Origin of the sequence: Alkalibaculum sporogenes, from assembly GCF_009362815.1 — a bacterium.
In the GTDB taxonomy this organism is placed as follows: Bacteria; Bacillota; Clostridia; order Eubacteriales; family Alkalibacteraceae; genus Alkalibaculum_A; species Alkalibaculum_A sporogenes.
Map to the genome: position 1 here is coordinate 117,213 of NZ_WHNX01000002.1, position 18,255 is coordinate 135,467.

Annotated in this window: 19 protein-coding genes; 10 read left to right on the forward strand and 9 right to left on the reverse strand. The window is 29.1% G+C overall.

Annotated features, from left to right (window positions below):
• Window positions 1-83: 83 nt before the first annotated feature.
• Window positions 84-824: a tRNA pseudouridine(38-40) synthase TruA gene (gene truA / locus GC105_RS01580; RefSeq protein WP_152801001.1), complete on the reverse strand. Its 741-nt coding sequence runs from the start codon at window positions 822-824 to the stop codon at window positions 84-86.
• A 299-nt stretch (window positions 825-1,123) separates the two neighbouring features.
• Between truA and GC105_RS01585 the strand changes: the two genes are divergently transcribed.
• Together GC105_RS01585 and GC105_RS01590 are read left to right on the forward strand one after the other, a co-directional pair.
• On the forward strand, window positions 1,124-3,028 hold the full coding sequence (locus GC105_RS01585) for a YgiQ family radical SAM protein (RefSeq protein ID WP_152801003.1): 1,905 nt from the start codon (window positions 1,124-1,126) through the stop codon (window positions 3,026-3,028).
• 87 nt (window positions 3,029-3,115) lie between these two features.
• Window positions 3,116-3,295 (forward strand): hypothetical protein, encoded by a 180-nt coding sequence (locus GC105_RS01590; protein WP_152801005.1) that lies wholly within the window; start codon window positions 3,116-3,118, stop codon window positions 3,293-3,295.
• Window positions 3,296-3,502: 207 nt separating this feature from the next.
• On the opposite strand, the gene GC105_RS01595 is transcribed toward GC105_RS01590, so the two are convergent.
• Complete coding sequence (locus tag GC105_RS01595; RefSeq protein WP_152801007.1) at window positions 3,503-4,231, reverse strand: 3'-5' exonuclease; 729 nt, start codon at window positions 4,229-4,231, stop codon at window positions 3,503-3,505.
• 238 nt (window positions 4,232-4,469) lie between these two features.
• Here GC105_RS01595 and GC105_RS01600 point away from each other — a divergent pair, with 238 nt between their 5' ends.
• Window positions 4,470-5,267, forward strand: coding sequence for a Cof-type HAD-IIB family hydrolase (locus GC105_RS01600; protein ID WP_152801009.1), 798 nt, complete (start codon window positions 4,470-4,472; stop codon window positions 5,265-5,267).
• Between the two features lie 87 nt (window positions 5,268-5,354).
• Here GC105_RS01600 and GC105_RS01605 read toward each other — a convergent pair whose 3' ends face one another.
• Window positions 5,355-5,924: a hypothetical protein gene (locus tag GC105_RS01605; RefSeq protein WP_152801012.1), complete on the reverse strand. Its 570-nt coding sequence runs from the start codon at window positions 5,922-5,924 to the stop codon at window positions 5,355-5,357.
• A gap of 245 nt (window positions 5,925-6,169) precedes the next feature.
• Here GC105_RS01605 and GC105_RS01610 point away from each other — a divergent pair, with 245 nt between their 5' ends.
• The 4 genes from GC105_RS01610 to GC105_RS01625 all read left to right on the forward strand — a co-directional run bounded on the left by GC105_RS01610 (window position 6,170) and on the right by GC105_RS01625 (window position 9,118).
• The gene (locus GC105_RS01610; protein WP_152801014.1) at window positions 6,170-7,156 is read left to right on the forward strand and encodes a biotin--[acetyl-CoA-carboxylase] ligase; all 987 of its coding nucleotides are present in this window, start codon (window positions 6,170-6,172) and stop codon (window positions 7,154-7,156) included.
• Window positions 7,157-7,228: 72 nt separating this feature from the next.
• Window positions 7,229-7,756 (forward strand): biotin transporter BioY, encoded by a 528-nt coding sequence (locus tag GC105_RS01615; protein ID WP_246169657.1) that lies wholly within the window; start codon window positions 7,229-7,231, stop codon window positions 7,754-7,756.
• Window positions 7,757-7,800: 44 nt separating this feature from the next.
• Entirely contained in the window at window positions 7,801-8,265 is a 465-nt protein-coding gene (locus tag GC105_RS01620; protein WP_152801018.1) for a redoxin domain-containing protein, read from the forward strand.
• 352 nt (window positions 8,266-8,617) lie between these two features.
• A complete protein-coding gene (locus GC105_RS01625) occupies window positions 8,618-9,118 on the forward strand; it encodes a hypothetical protein (protein ID WP_152801020.1) in 501 nt (166 codons plus the stop codon).
• A 162-nt stretch (window positions 9,119-9,280) separates the two neighbouring features.
• Here GC105_RS01625 and ytvI read toward each other — a convergent pair whose 3' ends face one another.
• Entirely contained in the window at window positions 9,281-10,354 is a 1,074-nt protein-coding gene (gene ytvI, locus GC105_RS01630; RefSeq protein WP_193708230.1) for a sporulation integral membrane protein YtvI, read from the reverse strand.
• Window positions 10,355-10,847: 493 nt separating this feature from the next.
• Between ytvI and GC105_RS01635 the strand changes: the two genes are divergently transcribed.
• Window positions 10,848-12,386 (forward strand): methylenetetrahydrofolate reductase C-terminal domain-containing protein, encoded by a 1,539-nt coding sequence (locus GC105_RS01635; RefSeq protein ID WP_152801025.1) that lies wholly within the window; start codon window positions 10,848-10,850, stop codon window positions 12,384-12,386.
• Window positions 12,387-12,463: 77 nt separating this feature from the next.
• On the opposite strand, the gene GC105_RS16735 is transcribed toward GC105_RS01635, so the two are convergent.
• The 3 genes from GC105_RS16735 to GC105_RS01645 all read right to left on the reverse strand — a co-directional run bounded on the left by GC105_RS16735 (window position 12,464) and on the right by GC105_RS01645 (window position 13,999).
• Window positions 12,464-12,625 carry a hypothetical protein gene (locus GC105_RS16735; RefSeq protein WP_193708231.1) on the reverse strand — a complete coding sequence of 54 codons (162 nt, stop codon included), beginning with the start codon at window positions 12,623-12,625 and terminating at the stop codon, window positions 12,464-12,466.
• A gap of 86 nt (window positions 12,626-12,711) precedes the next feature.
• Window positions 12,712-12,966 (reverse strand): TIGR03905 family TSCPD domain-containing protein, encoded by a 255-nt coding sequence (locus GC105_RS01640; protein WP_152801027.1) that lies wholly within the window; start codon window positions 12,964-12,966, stop codon window positions 12,712-12,714.
• A gap of 19 nt (window positions 12,967-12,985) precedes the next feature.
• A complete protein-coding gene (locus GC105_RS01645; protein ID WP_152801029.1) occupies window positions 12,986-13,999 on the reverse strand; it encodes a calcium/sodium antiporter in 1,014 nt (337 codons plus the stop codon).
• A 342-nt stretch (window positions 14,000-14,341) separates the two neighbouring features.
• Here GC105_RS01645 and GC105_RS01650 point away from each other — a divergent pair, with 342 nt between their 5' ends.
• A complete protein-coding gene (locus GC105_RS01650) occupies window positions 14,342-15,052 on the forward strand; it encodes a M48 family metallopeptidase (RefSeq protein ID WP_152801031.1) in 711 nt (236 codons plus the stop codon).
• Between the two features lie 106 nt (window positions 15,053-15,158).
• On the opposite strand, the gene GC105_RS01655 is transcribed toward GC105_RS01650, so the two are convergent.
• Window positions 15,159-15,890: a VCBS repeat-containing protein gene (locus GC105_RS01655; protein ID WP_152801033.1), complete on the reverse strand. Its 732-nt coding sequence runs from the start codon at window positions 15,888-15,890 to the stop codon at window positions 15,159-15,161.
• Between the two features lie 175 nt (window positions 15,891-16,065).
• Between GC105_RS01655 and GC105_RS01660 the strand changes: the two genes are divergently transcribed.
• Complete coding sequence (locus GC105_RS01660; RefSeq protein ID WP_152801034.1) at window positions 16,066-17,697, forward strand: putative manganese-dependent inorganic diphosphatase; 1,632 nt, start codon at window positions 16,066-16,068, stop codon at window positions 17,695-17,697.
• A gap of 122 nt (window positions 17,698-17,819) precedes the next feature.
• Here the strand turns inward: GC105_RS01660 and ndk are convergent, their stop codons facing one another.
• Window positions 17,820-18,224, reverse strand: coding sequence for a nucleoside-diphosphate kinase (gene ndk, locus GC105_RS01665; protein ID WP_343029925.1), 405 nt, complete (start codon window positions 18,222-18,224; stop codon window positions 17,820-17,822).
• Between the last annotated feature and the right edge of the window lie 31 nt (window positions 18,225-18,255).

Here is an 18,255-nt window from a genome sequence, read left to right on the forward strand (position 1 = left end):
CATTATGAAATGGAAGGTGATTTTTAATTTAATTTGAGAAATAATTAATAATTTATCATGAATAATTCTATACTAGTATATTATTATTGATAATGTACTTCCTCTAGAAATAAACCATGTGGTGGGATTGTCATACCTGCATCTTCTCTATTTTTATTTGCGAGTATTTCTTCTATATGGGATACATCTCTCTTGTGAAGGCCTATGTCTATTAAACTACCCATAATAATTCTTATCATATTGTACAAAAACCCATTTCCGAGAATGTTAAAATTTAATAAGTGACCTTTTTTTTCAATACTAATTTCATAAATTGTACGAACTGTAGATTTTTTAACCTTCTTAAGTGAAGAAAAACCAATAAAATCATGAGTGCCTATTAGTTTTCTTGAGGCAGATTTCATAGCATCTATGTCTAATTCTGTAGGAAAATAATAACTATATTTTCTATCAAATGGAGATTGAATCCAATGATTCCATATAGCATAAACATATTTTTTGCTCTTGGCATTATATCTACTATGAAACCTGTGTGATACTTCTACTACTTCAGTTACTACAATATCTTGAGGTAAATATTGATTGATATAGCGGTGTATCTCATGTGTCGTTAAAGATGAATTAGTATGAAAATTTGCCACTTGTCCTCTTGCATGTACACCTGCATCAGTTCTACCTGATCCAATTATTTCTATTGGAGAACCAATCATTTCAGATATAACCTTTTCTAATTTTCCTTGGATAGTTAAATCACTATCATTTAATCTTTGCCAGCCTTGGTATCTACTACCATCGTATGCTATTATTAACTTAAAATTTCTCATAATTATCACTCCTAGAATTCTATAATAACATGTAATAACTTTACTTATAAAATAATTCTAATTAAATTAAAAAATTAGATACTACATAATTGCCACTATAACTATTTAAACGGTGTATGAGTTTATAATGATGGAGATAATATTTCACAGTAGGTATTTTTTATTAGAATATATTCTTATAAAAATATTCATGGACTTTATCGACTCATTTGATATACTTACACTCAACAATAGGTTATAATTTTAAAAGTTACGTATAAGCAGAAAAGTAATATGAAAATAATAAAGGATTGATAGTTATGACAAGCTTTTTACCTATAAATATAAATGATATGAAAGAAAGAGGATGGGAAAAACTCGATTTTATATTAGTATCTGGCGATGCTTATGTAGATCATCCATCTTTTGGCACAGCAGTGATTGGGCGAGTATTAGAAAGTAGAGGTTATAAAGTAGGCGTACTAGCTCAGCCAAAATGGGAAACAGACGAGGATTTTAAAAGGTTTGGCAAGCCTAAAATTGCATTTTTGGTAACTGGTGGTAATATGGACTCTATGGTAAATCATTATTCGGTTTCCAAAAAGAAAAGAAAAGATGATCTATATTCTCCCAGTGGAAAAGCAGGATTTAGACCAGATCGTGCTACTATCGTTTATTCTCAAAGGATTAAAGAATTATATAGTGATGTACCTATTATACTTGGAGGTATAGAAGCTAGTTTAAGGAGATTTGCCCATTATGACTATTGGTCTAATAAAGTAAGAAGGTCTATATTATTAGACGCAAAGGCAGATATAATAGTTTATGGTATGGGAGAACAACAAATAATTGAAATTGCTGAAGCTTTAGAAAGTGGAATTCCTATTTCAGAAATAACATTTGTTTCAGGGACAGTCTATAAAACTAAGGATAAAGAAAGAGCTTATGAGCCTATATTTTTGCCTCATTACGACGAAATAATTGAATCAAAGAGAGTATATGCTGATAGTTTTATGACTCAGTATAATAACATGGATTCTATAGTGGGAAAGCCGTTAATTGAGTCTTATAGAAATTATTTTGTAGTGCAAAATCCACCGCCTAAACCTATGAGCGAGCGGGACTTAGACTCTATATATGCACTCCCTTTTATGAGAGATTATCATCCCATATATGAGAAAGTTGGAGGAATACCTGCTATAAAAGAAGTGAAGTTTAGTTTGATTAGTAATAGAGGATGTTTTGGCGGTTGTAATTTCTGTGCTTTAACATTTCATCAAGGTAGAGTAGTACAAGCTAGAAGCCATAGTTCTATCGTCTCTGAGGCGGAAAAAATTGTTTGGGATCCTGAATTTAAGGGATATATACATGATGTTGGTGGTCCTACAGCTAATTTTAGACATAAAGCATGTAAGAAACAAGAAAAACATGGAGTATGCATGGATAAACATTGTTTAGGTCCTGAGCCGTGTAAACAACTAAAAATCGATCATAAAGATTACTTAAAATTACTTAGAAAGATTCGAGAGTTGCCGAATATCAAAAAAGTTTTTATTAGATCAGGTTTAAGATACGATTATCTTATTCACGATAATGATGATGAATTTTTTAAAGAATTATGTGAATATCATATTAGTGGTCAATTAAAAGTTGCACCAGAACATATTTCCGCTAAGGTACTCGATAAAATGGGAAAACCACATAAAGAAGTTTATGAAAAATTTTCTATAAAATACAATAAAATTAATCAAAAAATAGGGAAAAAGCAATTTTTAGTTCCATATTTAATGTCTAGTCACCCTGGAGCTAACTTAAAGGAAGCAATTGAATTAGCAGAATATTTAAGAGATTTAGGACATATGCCAGAACAAGTTCAAGATTTTTATCCAACACCAGGCACATTATCTACTTGCATGTTTTATACTGAATTAGATCCAAGAACGATGGAAAGTATATTTGTCCCAAAATCTTCCCATGATAAGGCCATGCAAAGGGCGTTAATACAATACCGTAAACCACAAAATTATGATTTAGTATATGAAGCATTGATGAAAGCCAATAGAAGAGACTTAATTGGTTATGGAAAAGAGTGTTTAATAAGACCACGAAAAAATGCTAATCCAAAAGATAAAAACATGAGAAATGCCAAACAATATATTAAAGAGAAACCAAATAGTAGAGGAAAATCAAATAATAAAAGTAGTTCTAAGAAAAATAAGAAATAAATCATATGATCTCAAATAAAATTTAATTACAACTTTAAAATATTGTGTATACTTTTTTTAGAAAATGTCATAATAAGAATATAAAGAGTGAAGAAGATTTCTGATATAGATTATAGAAGCATATATTTAAATCAAATGGTAAAGGGGAGGATTAAGTTGAAAGACTTTATTTACCACGAACCAGAGATTGAAAATATTCTTGGTGTACCAACAACTGATGTAGCTACTTTAATTGAGTGGCCAATGGTTATAAGGGCAGTAAGGTAGCTGTAATACTTGTTCAAATGTATCTCTTGCAATATAGATACAATTAAATAATAGAGATACTAAATTTTCATTAAGGAACATTTATCTAGATTTATGATCAATGAAAATAGGTAATGTTAGAAGATAAGATTTAAAGTCTTCTTCACACTTTTATGCAGGGAGAAATCCCTGCATTTTTTTGAAGGTAATGCTGATTGCAAACACGTCTTATTTTAGAAATTGACCTGTTTTACCCATTAAATATGCTAATTTAATCATAGATATTTCCTCTTGAGACATATCTCTGTTGAACATTTTTTCAAATTGATAGATGAGTTTAATAGTATCTACATGTTGCTTTTGTTTTTTAGTATGATTACGTATTTTATATGGTTGATACACTTGAGTAACCATATCAGGTCCATATAACTTTTGAAATATCATTGTAGTGTAAAGTGCATCGTAAAATGCATTGTGAAAATTATCTTGGTGTTTTATATCTAAAAAATTCATTGCATCACGTAAACTAACAGATATATTTTTGGGAAAGTTTAGATATCTTGTTACATAAGGTTGTACATTAATATAATTTTTAGGTAATATAGATGTTGATAATCTGTAATAATTTGCATTTCTAAACAGTTCTTTCATATCTGACATACCCCAGGTACAAAAAATTACTGTTCCTTTATTTATATAATCTAAGAAATCTTTATAGACATTGATAAAAGGGTCTTCATATTCTAATTTTTCAATAGTTAACCCAGTAAGAGTGCTTACAAAAGAATTAATATTATTATATATCATTGGTTTTACTAATCTATTGAATGAATCTATCTCTTGTAAAGAGCTATCAAGTGTAATAGCGCCAATTTGTATAATTTCAAAAGGACATTTTTTTTCTGGTTTACTATTATTAGCCTGATTGAATTCAAGGTCAAAAATCACAAAGTTCATAGAACTACTCTCCAAATCTTAATTTAATAGATAACTATATTATTATACCAGAAATATAAAATATACTTAGGCTTGCATACTCGATATTATAAAGAATTGTAGATCCACGAAACTAGTTACTATTTACTTCTTTATACAATACCATTGTTACGAGAGAATATGTTATCATAGTACTAAGTATAAAAAGATTTATTACATAGAACAATTCATATATAATGATGATAAGGAGAGTAGTTTTATGATTAAATTAGTTGGGTTAGATATAGATGGCACTATAATTAGTCAAGACGGCAAAATAAGTTCTCAAGTAAAGGATATTGTAAGACAAGTTAAAAAAGCAGGTGTACATGTCGCTTTGTTATCAGGAAGAAATTATAATGGTATGAAATATTATATCGATGAATTAGGTTTAAAAGGTATATCAGCGTCTTCAAATGGCGCAGAGATAGTAGCCATTGAAGATGAAGAAATAATATTACAAGAAGTGATACCCTATAAATTATCAAAAGAAGTAGTAGATGCAAGTATTAGACTCAATTTGGGAGTTATTAATTTTTCAAATTTAAGAGTATACACAGAAGGACTTGATAAACTGCCACATGAATATACTAAAATACTAAATCAGGAGTTTGATTACATAGATGATATCTTTGAAAATATCAAGATATTTCCTAGCGTAAAGCTAATGATGGTGGGAGTACAACAAGATCTAAAGGATTTGCAAAAATTAATAGAAGAAAAGTATAATGAAGCCTTAAATGCTGACTTTAGTACGGAATACTTATTAGAAGTTTATTCTAAAAAAGCCGATAAAGGAATTGCTTTCAATTATATACGAGAAAAGTTAGGTTTGCTTAAAGAAGAATCAATGTGTATTGGTGATTCAGAAAACGATATACCTATGTTTAGAAGTGCGGGATTGTCAGTAGCTATGGGGAACGCTATTAACGAAGTAAAAGAATGTGCTACGGATATAACAGATGATGTTAAAAATTATGGTGCTGCGAAAGCAATGAAAAAATACATATTAGACTAACTGCTTGGCTCATTGTCTTTGCCATAAAATAAAACAAGCTCAAATATTAGGAGCTTGTTTTATATACATTATACATTGTTTACAATATTATTCTTGAACTTCAGTTGTACCTGTTACGTTACCACCATCTGTAGTGGTAAATGTATCTTCAAATTCGTCACTTTGGAAATATACATTTCCTTGTACCTCTGCATCAATTATAGAAAAACCATTAGCTTCTACATAAACGTCACCGACAAAAGTCCCACCTTGGAGTCTAGTATTTTCACTTCTTACAGTAAGTCGTGGTGCTGTTAGAGTAAAAGAAGCTGTTTTATTTCTATCTTCATCTTGAGTATACAGTGCGATTTTACGATCATTTGCATCTTTATTAATAAATTCGCCTTCTAAAACTAATTCTTGGTCTGTTGTCATGTCCTCAGTAAATATAATAATCCATTCTCCGTCGGAACTCATAATTCTTTGAATAGAAGCTTCATCTGTTACTAAAGATGGCGTAGTAGCAGTGTCAGCATCATTTCCAGTACCATCATTTACTGTACCATCTTGAGTTTGATCTGTACCAGGAGTATCATCTGCTACATCATCTCTTGCACAACCTACAGTTAATGTGAATAATAATAACAATATTAAACATGAGCTTAACAATTTCTTCATTTTATAAAATCCTCCTCTAATGTGTTTAATAAATATTTTGACCAAATTTCTAGAAAATATTAATTTTATTTTTATAATTAATAAATGTTATTACTCTAAGTCAAAGGCTTCTTATCTTACTTTAATAAGCGTTGAAGAAGCAAATCATTAGTCCATGTGAACCTTTTGCATCTAAATAGCTTTTTAATATTTTTTATATTATACTTAAAGTGATAAAGATAAGGAAAATTGAAAGGGGCTTTAAAGTGAAGGAATCTATATTAGAGTATTTAAAAGAAAATGACGATAAGTATATATCTGGAGAATACCTAAGTAATATATTTAACGTATCTAGAGCAGCTATTTGGAAAGTTATGAAAAGACTTGAAGGAGAAGGTTATATTATAGAATCAAAAACAAAAGTAGGATATAAATTGATATCTCTACCAGATACATTACACCCATACGAGATAAAATCATCTTTAGATACGAAGCGCATAGGTAAAACCATACATTATTTTGAAGAAATTAGCTCAACTAACGACTATGCAAAGAAATTAGCACAAAATGCTTTTGAAGATGGAGAAGTAATAATAGCAGGAACTCAAAAATCTGGTAGAGGAAGGTTTTCCAGAGAGTGGATTTCTCCTCCTAATAAAGGTATTTATATATCATTATTATTGAAGCCACAGATTTCATTTGAAAATATTACACAGTTGACCTTGTTTACTGCTTTGGCAATATGTAATGCATTAGAAGAATACGTAGGTATAAATCTAGAGATCAAGTGGCCAAATGATATTCTGCTAAATAGTAAAAAAATTTGTGGAATTTTAACAGAGATAAGTGGAGAAGTAGATAAGATAAATCACGTAATAATAGGTTTTGGCATCAATGTAAATTTCGATAAAGTAGATTTTGACGATACGCTTAAGAATAAGGCTACTTCTTTAAAAATTGAGACTAGTAAAACGCAAGATAGAAAAAAAATAATTCAACATATATTAACTGTTTTTGATAAATATTATGAAGACTACTTAAATGGGGAAAATTTCGAAAATATTCTAAAACAGTATAAAAGTAAAATGACAATAATAGAAAAAAACATTGTCATTAGCATTCACAATAATACGCCAGCAAGCGGAACAGTAATAGATATTACTAATAGCGGCGCGTTAAAAATAAAGATGTCAGATGGTAGTGTTAAAGAATTTTTATCAGGAGAGATTAGTTTAAATCCAATACTAGATTGACAATCGTACCAAAATTAATTATAATCTTTGTAAACCTTTAATATAAAAATGGTTTACAAAGGAGAAGAGATAATGAAAATAGGAACGAAAGATTTAACATCAATTGCATTACTTGTAGCTGTAACAATTATACTGTCTCAGATAGTTATTCCACTACAACCAGTACCGATTAGTTTATCTATGATAGCAATATATCTTAGTGGTGGGTTATTAGGATGGAAAAAGGGTGCGATAACTCAAATTATTTACATAGGAATTGGAGCAATAGGCTTACCGGTATTTGCATCAGCAAAAGGGGGCATACCTGTATTATTTGGACCTACAGGAGGTTATATAGTTGGTTATTTGTTAGCAGCTATTATTACTGGATTTATTATAGAGAAAGTATCTAATTTAAATATTTTTACAATTATATTAGCCATGGTTGCAGGTATAATTAGTTGTTATATTTTAGGTACTGTGTGGTTGGGATTTATCACTGAAATAGGATTTTACAATGCATTATTTTTAGGAGTGATTCCATTTATATTAGGAGATATATTAAAAATTATTGTAGCAGCTATACTAGTTAAAAAAATAAAAACACTTAATTTAATATAAGTCTGGGTATCCTATTATTATAATACAGTATAGGAGGAGATTATATGAATGCTAGTATAGCAATAGGAAATGAAGTGCCTGATTTTACATTGAAAGACAATAATAATGTTGATGTATCATTAAGTCAATATAGAGGTAAAAAGGTGCTTATGTCATGGCATCCTTTAGCTTGGACTCCAGTATGTACAGACCAGATGCGAGCATTAGAAAGAAACCTACAACGATTTGTTAAAGAAAATACTATACCATTAGGATTTAGTGTAGATCCACAACCGTGTAAAGAAATATGGGCCAATGCGCTAAAAATAACAAATATAAAATTACTTGCTGATTTTTGGCCTCATGGTAAGGTGGCAATGGATTATGGCATATTTAACGATAGAGATGGAATATCACAGAGGGCAAATTTTATAGTCGATGAAAAGGGCATTCTTAAATGGTATAAGATATATCCATCTGCTGAATTGCCAGATATTGAGGAGATATTCGATATACTCAAAAGTATCTAAATGAGAAATAACTTCGATTAAATACCTTAGAAAATGAACCAAGTTACGCTTTAGATATTTCAATAAAATTTTTACTAATTTATAAAAGCTTCTTAGATATACTATTATATATCTATAGAAGCTTTTATATCGAGAATACAGTGAACTAGCGTCTGTTGGTAGCTGATATCCGATATTAAACCTATAAAAAAAATACAAAGCATATTTTTGATGATTGTTATATAATGTAAATATATAATAATGGGAAATATTATAGTATCTTCTATCAATAAAAGTACTTCTAAACAATTCTTAAATTTAATATAATAGAATAGCAGTTAATTAACGTCAAAAGTAAAAGGGGTATGTTTTGATGATAAAAGATAAAACAAATGAAATTGATAATGCTAATTATGAACAAACATCTATTAATACCAAGAGTTTAGATAAAATGTTTTATGATGTAGAAGAATATTGTGATAAATTCAATAATTTATTGAAAGAATTTGAAATAGAATTTGAACAGATTTCTATATTTAATCGCTCAAAGGCAAAAAAAGATTTCGAACAAGAAATTGGGCTCTCTATTTCGGAATTAGAAAAAGCCACATTGGAAATTAATCAAATATGGAAAGATATTAAAAGGTACATAGCTATTAAGAATTTTGATAGTTTAGATAAAGCTTTGCGCACATTTACATATAATGATCTTCAATTTAGAAGATGTTTATTATCATTTGAAAAATATGATTTATTAAGTAGAAAGTATATTAAAGATAAAGATAAAATCGTCAAACTAACTGATGACATTAGAAAAGTGACTAAAGAGCTTGATAAATATCTTACTCATATATTTTCTATTTTAGAACTATAATTATTTTTAAATTTCATATAATAGATTATAAAACATAGAAGTATTAAATTTACATCGATAAACCCAAATAGACTTAGGAAGGAAAGTTTCATGACAAATGAAATTTTAGAGAGGAACGATATCATGAAAGTGATTATTTCGTTCCTTTATTGTGGTTTCACTTTATTTATCTACAAATAATAATTCCTTTAAACTTTGACCTTTAAAAACAACAGTGAATATACTCCGAATAATTAAGAAGCTGATAGGACCAAAAATTAAACCTGTTGCACCAAAAACTTTTAAGCCAATATACATGGAAGCTAGAGTTAATAAAGGGTGAACTCCAATTTGTGTACCTATTATCTTAGGCTCAAGTACTTGTCGTACTACTAAGATTATTATATATAGTATGAATAAAGAGATACCTAATCTTAGATCACCTACAATTAAAGAATATATTGCCCAAGGGATTAGTACACCGCCTGTACCCAAAATAGGTAAGATATCTAAAATAGCAATAATTGCAGCTAATAGTAAGGCGTAGTTTACTCCAATAATGGTAAAGCCAAGTAGAAGTTCAGAAAAAGTAACAAACATTATCATCATATAAGCCCTAAAGAGTTTTAAGAAAGAACTTATAATATCAGTTTTTATATAGATGATTTTATTATACAAGTAAGAAGGTAACTGCCCCTTAATAATATGTATAAATTTATCTTTATCGCCTAAAAAGAAATACGTAGAAATTATTGTTATAATAAAAAATATTAACGCAGAGGGAATAGATACGGCAGTATTAAATACATACCTAACCATATCTTTAGTAAAATCTGTTAGATTAGACGTGATAACTTCAAGTTGTTCACTAATAAAGATTGTTACCCCTGGAGGGAATATTTGATTATTTGTGCTAAATTCCACTATACTTAGGTATACATCATTTAGTATATTAGGTAGAACCTGAAATAACTCTTTCGCTTCAGAAATTAATTTAGAAACTATGGAAGATACTACTAGTGACATAGTAAGTAAAACTAGGAGGACGCTTAGTATGGATGCTAATTTTCTAGGTATATTAAATTTATTTACTAATAGTTTAATAAAAGGTTCTAAAATTATAGAAAGAATAAAAGCTATCAAAAAAGGTGCCACATACCTTATAGATTTAAAAAATAAAAATACTCCTAAAAGAATCCCAATAAAGGATATTGAAAATTGTATTACTTTATTCTTATCTAGTACAAAATTTCTCATATTTTCTCCAATCATAAAAGTGTTAATTGTATAATAATAACATAATTGTTTAACTAAAATATATATTATAAGTAAACAATTTCTTAAGAGTTGCATATTTATGCTAAGTATCAATATAAGTTATTTTTTGCAATGAGCAAAAGAATATCGCATTGATATAATTATAACGATTGCAAATAATTAAATAATTAAATTTAATTATGAGGATTAAATTTTTACTTTGCAAATTATTTGAGTATACAAGTAATTAAGAATAAGATCTCTTAAAGAATAACTACTGATATAACTACTTTAGAACTTGTATATACGTGTATTGGTGTTAAAAAAAAAACAATACTACAAAAATAGGATTTAGATGTTATAATATTAATAGTGGATATATTTCTTTATCTACACAACCTGAAAACGAAATCATAAATAAATATATATAGGTTGATAGTTAAAGATTTAACTAAGTAACTAATTAACTAATTACTTTATAAGGAGGATAATTATGACCGTAGAAAAACATTCATTTAAAGATGCAGTCCTAGACAAAGATAAATTCTCAATTACTTGGGAATTAGTTCCAGGTAGAGGTTCAAATGAGGTAGATCAACAAAATGTTATAAAATTGGCACAGCAAGCTTCACTAGATCCAAGAATAAATGCAATTACTTTAACTGATAATCCTAGTGGTAAACCAGCTATACATCCCTTTGGATTAGCAGAAGAAGTGAAAAATTTAGGTGTAGAAACACTAATTCACTTTACATGCAAAGATAAAAATAGAAATGATATTGAATCTGAACTATATGCACTAGATAGGGCTGGGCTTCCTAATCTTTTAGTTATGACTGGAGATTACACAACTGAAGGATATAACGGCAGACCAAAACCAGTTTTTGACCTTGACTCAGTTCAAACTATTAAGTTTATAGAAGATATGAATAATGGTTTAGAAGTTAAAGCACATAAAAAAACTAAAACTTTCCCTAAAACTGATTTTTTTGAAGGTGCAGTAGTATCGCCTTTCAAAGCATTAGAGTCAGAAGTTATGACACAATACTATAAGATGCATCAGAAAGTCGATGTTGGTGCAAAGTACATAATAACCCAAGTAGGTTGGGATGCAAGAAAATTCGATGAACTTAGAAAATACGTAGATAAATATGAACTCAATACACCGTTAATTGGTAATATTTACGTATTGTCAATGCCTGTTGCTAGGATGATGAATAAAAGTATTATACCAGGTGCAGTTGTAACAGATAAACTCTTAAGTGACTTAGATGCTGAGAAGAAGGAATTTGATAATAATAAAGAAAGACAATTACTTCGCTCTGCGAAATTATTTGCTGTTTTAAAAGGTTTGAAATACGATGGAGTTACTATAGCAGGTCATGGACTAAAATACGAAGAGATTAAATTCATATTAGATAAGGGTGAAGAATTATACTCTAATTGGCAAGAATTGGTAAAAGAATTTGATTATCCTGAAGATAATGGATTTTACTACTTTGAAAAAGACGAAGCTACTGGTTTGAATACTACAACACCTGTAGATAGAAAAAATACAGGAAGTAAAAGTAATTCATTGTTTTACTGGAGTTTTGGGTTAGTACATAAATTTGCACTTAGCGAAGGTGCACCACTATATCCAATGATAAAATTCTTTGCAAAAGGAATTGACAAATCTGTTCTTAATAAACCTTTTACATATTTTGAATATTATACGAAAACTATTACTAATGAGTGTCGCTTCTGTGGTGATTGTGTAATGCATGAACTCGCATTTCAATGTCCCATGTCACAATGTGCAAAACACCAAAGAAATGGTGCATGTGGAGGTGGGAAAGACGGATGGTGTGAAGTCTACCCAGGAGAAAAGAGATGTATTTACGTTAATATGTATGAAAAATATAAACATTCCGGCAAAGAATACTCTATGAAGAATAGATATGCTCCTCCAGCCGACTGGAGTTTATATAAAACTTCATCATGGTTAAATTTCTTTAATGAAAGAGATTATAATTATAGAGATAAAGAGTAGTATATTATTATTTATATTAGAAATTTAAGTTTATAGAGATTAAAAATAAAAAAAGGAGTTAAACTCCTTTTTTATTTTTAATCATATACAATTGGATTTGCTTTTTCATTTCCTGCCTTGGCTTTACCTTGAATTTCAGGCACAGGTTTTTGTTTATTTTTCTTTTGGTGTAATTTCTTATTGTGTTCAGTTCCATGGGGTTCACTTGGTCCTGGTCTTCTCATTCCTGCTTTTGCCATCTTTTCACCTCTTTTTCATTTGTTATTATTATTTACATAATACAAAAATAAAATATAAGGTAAATAGTGGAGTGTTGCTTTTACTATTAACTAATTACTGATTCGAGGGCTTTAGTTAATTGATCAGGACAAGATGTATTTCTGTTACCACAGCTAACGCCTTTTAATTTTTTGATAACATCTGCTACTTTCATGCCTATAATTAATTTACTGATTCCTTGTGCATTTCCATTACAGCCACCAGTGAACTCTATTTTATCAATTATATCACCAGATAGTTTAATATGTATTTGGCTAGAGCAAACACCTTGCGTATTATAAGTAAATTCTTTTTTTGTCATTTATATACCACCTTGTTTTTTAACTATAGTTTAATACCAGATAAACACCATATAGAGATAATAAACAAAGGCCTTCCATTTTTGTTAAGGTCTTATGCTTGTTCCTTTTATTTTTAGCAAAGTATCCAATTATGAAAAGTACTATCAACATTGTTGGGTAGTGAACAGTATAATAAATTTGAGGTATTAATAAACCACCATGAGAGATAGCAGCAGCACTACCAATAACAAATAAAATATTTAGAATATTAGCGCCTATGATATTTCCAAAAGCTAATTCACCGTGATTTTTTCTTACTGCTGTTATAGCAGTGATTAGTTCTGGTAAGCTAGTTCCAAAAGCAACTAATGTTGAAGCAACAACGCTTTGTGGTATTCCGACTCTTAGAGCACCAACTTCTACTGCAGGGATAAGTAATGAAGAAGATAAAATAACAATTGAAATGCCTATAAAAAACTTCAATAACTGAATAACCAAAGAACTATCTTCTACTTCAATTAAAGTTTCTGATAAAAATTCATTTGATTTTTTTGCCGATTTAATCAGATACTGGATGTATAATAATAATAGTAGTAAAAATAACCATCCAATGTGTTGATATATCATGCCAGTAATACCATTGTAGAATACAGGTAAACTAATAAAAACTAATAATATGGAACATAAGAATAGTATACTACCTTGTTTGGATATAGTCTTCATATCGATTGGTAGCGTTCCTACTATAGCAGCTAACCCAAGAATAAAGCTTGTATTAGTAATAGTCGAACCTACAGCGTTTCCGAGAGCTAAGTCAGAGTTCCCATTTAGTGCTGCAATGATGCCCACTGATGCTTCGGGTAATGTTGTTCCTAAAGATACAATAGTCGCTCCTATAATTAGTTTTGGGATTCCCCATCGTATAGACAAGCTAACAGCTTCATCTACAAATAAATCTGCACCCTTGCTGAGAGTGAATAAGCTACCTATTATTACAAAAAGCAATAATAATGTATTGGTCTGCTCAAAAATACTGTAAATTAATTTATCCATGATAACTCCTTCCAAGCTGGGTTAGCCCACATATGTATCTTATAAGAAATAATAATAGTAAAAAATCGGTAATACATATAAATATGTTAAAATATATCAGTACGTATCAAACACATCTAGTTTACAACATATATACAGTAGTTGTCACTATAAAAAAAGAATATAAGTTTCATAAGAGAAAGTCTGAAATTCTTATTCAACTGCATGTAATATATATATGCAGTAATATTTAAGCTAATTCTTATTTATGTTTGTAAAAATTTAGTATTACATTTTCTTTTAGTAAGGTACTACTTTTAGCTAAATTACTACAAAGTATATTTATAAAATAGAGGAGAATATATGAGACTAAGTATAAGTTATAAAGAAATGTTAATAAGTTTTGATGTAGTATATAGAAATAGGAAGACTATGGAGATAAGAATTACACCTCCTAGTACAGTTACTGTGATCACACCCGAAAAACTGAAGCAAGAAGATATTATAAAAATGGTAAAAAAGAAAGAAAGCTGGATTTATAATAAATTAGAAAAATTTGAAAAAAATTCAGAAGAATACACAATGAAAGAGTATATAAAAGGCGAAGAATATTTGTATCTAGGTTACATTTATACATTAGATTTTAAAAATTCTGGTCATACTAAGATCAATATATATCTTGAATCAAATATAATTGTAGTAGATACAGCAGTGCAAGATAGAGATATAATAAAAACAGAGCTAGAGGAATGGTATAGGAAAAGGGCAATAAATGTAATTGAGCAGAGGGTATCTTTGTATCAATCTTATTTTTTTGAGATACCAAAACAAGTACGAGCAAAGTCCCAAAAGCAAAGATGGGGAAGTTGCACTTGGGATAATAAGCTCCTCTTTAATTGGAAAATTATTATGGCACCTCTAGAAATAATAGATTATATAGTTGTACATGAAATGTGTCATATGGTAGAAAAAAACCATTCATCAAAATATTGGGATTTAGTTTCTTCCATAATACCTGAGTATAAAAAATACAAAGAATGGCTAAAAGACAAAGGACATAAATTAACACTTTAGCCATAACAGGCCCTGTTTTTATTGATTGTAACTAATTAGGCTATACTTAACTGTCTAAAATTATATTGAATAAGTTGAAAACAAGAATATCAAATGTGGTACTGTGCTAAATAATTGCTGGTTGAATTACAATATTTACTCTTTCAATTTCCATATGTTCACCGTTCCAATTTAAATATGTTTCTACAGCTCCTAAATTATCTGAATTATCGATACCAATTATTCTTTGGTACACAACTAATTTAAAGAGACCATTGTATTCTTCTATTATAGGGAAAATTGCACCTAAAGCTAGCACTGAACCGGACGTTTCTTTAATTAGACTACCTTTATCGTCGTAGATGCCTTTTTTAATGTATTTAGTTTTACGATCTAGAGCATTAAGTATATATTTAATATTGTCATCTTTATTAATAACTTCAATGCGAAAACATTCTACAAAATTAACATCATAAATAGAGATACTTTCAAAACTCTCAGAATTCAATAATAGAGAGATATGGTCATTTTGCAAACTATATAAGTAAGCAAGAATATAACCGCCACTGCCGCCAGTATCTATTTTTACTAAAATATCAAGTTTCTTTATATTAGTAAAATTACCAAGAAACAATTTTGCATTGTAACCTGCAGCGTATTCCATAGCTATTTTTATAACATTATTAGTTCTACCATCATGGACAACAATTGATATGTTTTCTGAAAAAAGTTCTTGCGAAGATGATTTTTCGCCTACAAGGTATACCCTATCTACTACACCGTCACCAGTAACATCACCTAACTTATAATCAAGAAAATAGTATCTATATGAAACATTGTTATAAGTATCATACTGCATATTTATACCTCCTATTTCGTATAATACCATGTTATGCAATGTCATGCCCTTTGGTGTATAATAAGGTAGATAGTTTAGAGAATATCATGCTTGTTAAAAAGTTAATTCTTGACTTTATTTAATACAATTGCTATAAATATATAGATATAAATATAAAGATTAAAAGAGGTAGTACATGGATAATAAAATATTAATATTTGGACATAAAAATCCTGATACTGACAGTGTTTCAGCAGCTATATCATTGTCTTATTTGAAAAACAATTTAGGGGAAAATACTGAAGCATTTATTTTAGATGAAGTTAATCAGGAGACTGCTTTTGTACTAGAATATTTCAATACAGATGCACCAGAGATATTAAATAATGTTAGGATTCAGTTAAAAGACTTATCATACGATAAAAATGGTTTACCTTTTACATTTAGAGATTCCATATTAGACGCATATACATATATGAATCTAAATAAAATTAGAACATTGCCAATAGTATCCGATGAAAAAGTTTTACGTGGTCTAATTACAATGAAAGATATTGCTATGAGCCTAGTTCAAGAAGATCAGAGAAAATTACATACCTCATTTGATAATGTAATAAATGGATTAGAAGGAGAAGAAATATGTAAGTTTGATGACTGTATTGATGGAAATATAATTGTTATAGCTTTTCACCTAGATACTGTAGAAGAAATGCAACTTTTTCAAGAAGACAGTATAATTATTGTAGGCGATCGATTTGATATAATACGAGCTGCTTTAGAAAAGAAAGTAGAGTTAATTATTATTACAGGAAATGTTAATTTACCTGATGATTTATCTGAATTAGCAAAAGAAAATAAAGTAAATATTATACGTACAAACTACGATACCTATAGAACATCAAAAGTAATATATTTAACTAATTATGCATGTAATATTATGATAAGTGAAAATATACTTCAATTTAAAGAAGATGAATATTTAGATGAATGCAAAGAAGTGATTCAAGAATCACAACATTCTAAGTTTCCTATTATAAGCAAAGAAGGACAGTACTTAGGTATACTAGGCCGAGGTCATGTCATTAGTCCAGGTAAAAAGAAGGTCATTTTAGTTGATCATAATGAATACTCTCAAAGTGCACTGGGTATCGATCAGGCAGAGATACTAGAAGTAATAGATCACCATAAGATTGGAGATATTTCCACTAGTATACCCATAAACTTTAGAAATTCGCCAGTGGGTAGTACAAACACTATTATTTATCAGATGTATATGGAAAATGGTGTTGATATCCCTTATGAAATTGCAGGTTTAATGCTATCAGGAATTATTTCAGATACACTATTATTAAAATCTCCAACAACTACCTCTCTAGATACTTACGCAGTAGGAGAATTGACAAAAAAAATATCAATAGATCTTACAAAATACGCGATGGAAATGTTTCGAAGAGGTACAGATATATCAGGTAGAGATGTAGAAGATGTGTTTTACAGTGATTACAAGGAATTTAGTTTAGAAGGAACAAAAATCGGGATTTCTCAAGTTTTCACATTGAATATAGAAGCAATTAAAAAAAATATATATCAATATTTGAAATTAATAGAAGAAATAAATAGACAAAAAGATCAGTTTATTACCCTATTATTAGTTACTGATATTATTAAACAAGGCTCTTATGTTTTTTATAATGAAAGTAAAGACAGAGTGATAGAAAATGCTTTTAAAAGAGACATGGAACAAGGAACATTTATAGAAGATTGTGTTTCTAGAAAGAAACAGGTTATTCCCATGCTAATACAAGGAATACATCAATCGAAAAGTTAGTTGTAAATAATATTATAAAAGTAATCATGTAAGTAAGTTGGAAATTTTAGTTAAAAAAACCTAGAATAGCATGTTATTATTCTAGGTTTTCCTTATAAAGTAGAATTTTTCTAAATTAAAGTTTATTTAATAAAATAAGCTACTTCCCTTTTTGAACTTTCTATAGAATCAGAAGAGTGAATCAAGTTTTCGTTTTTTGTACTAGCATAAGTTCCACGAATGGTTCCTGCATCTGCCTCTAAAGGGTCTGTTGCGCCACATAATTTACGCATTCCCTTAATAACATTATCTCCTGAAACTACCATTATTACTACAGGTCCACTACTCATATAATCTAAAAGGTCAGGAAAGAAACCTTTACCTTTATGTTCATCATAGTGATATGTAAGGTCCTCTACACTTAGAGTCTTCATATTCATTGATTCAATAGTATAATTCTTTTCTTCTATCTTGCCAATGATTTTACCTACAAGGTTTCTTTTTATTGCATCGGGCTTTAAAATAATTAAAGTTTTTTCACATTGCACTCGTATACACCCCTTATATATTATCATCTTA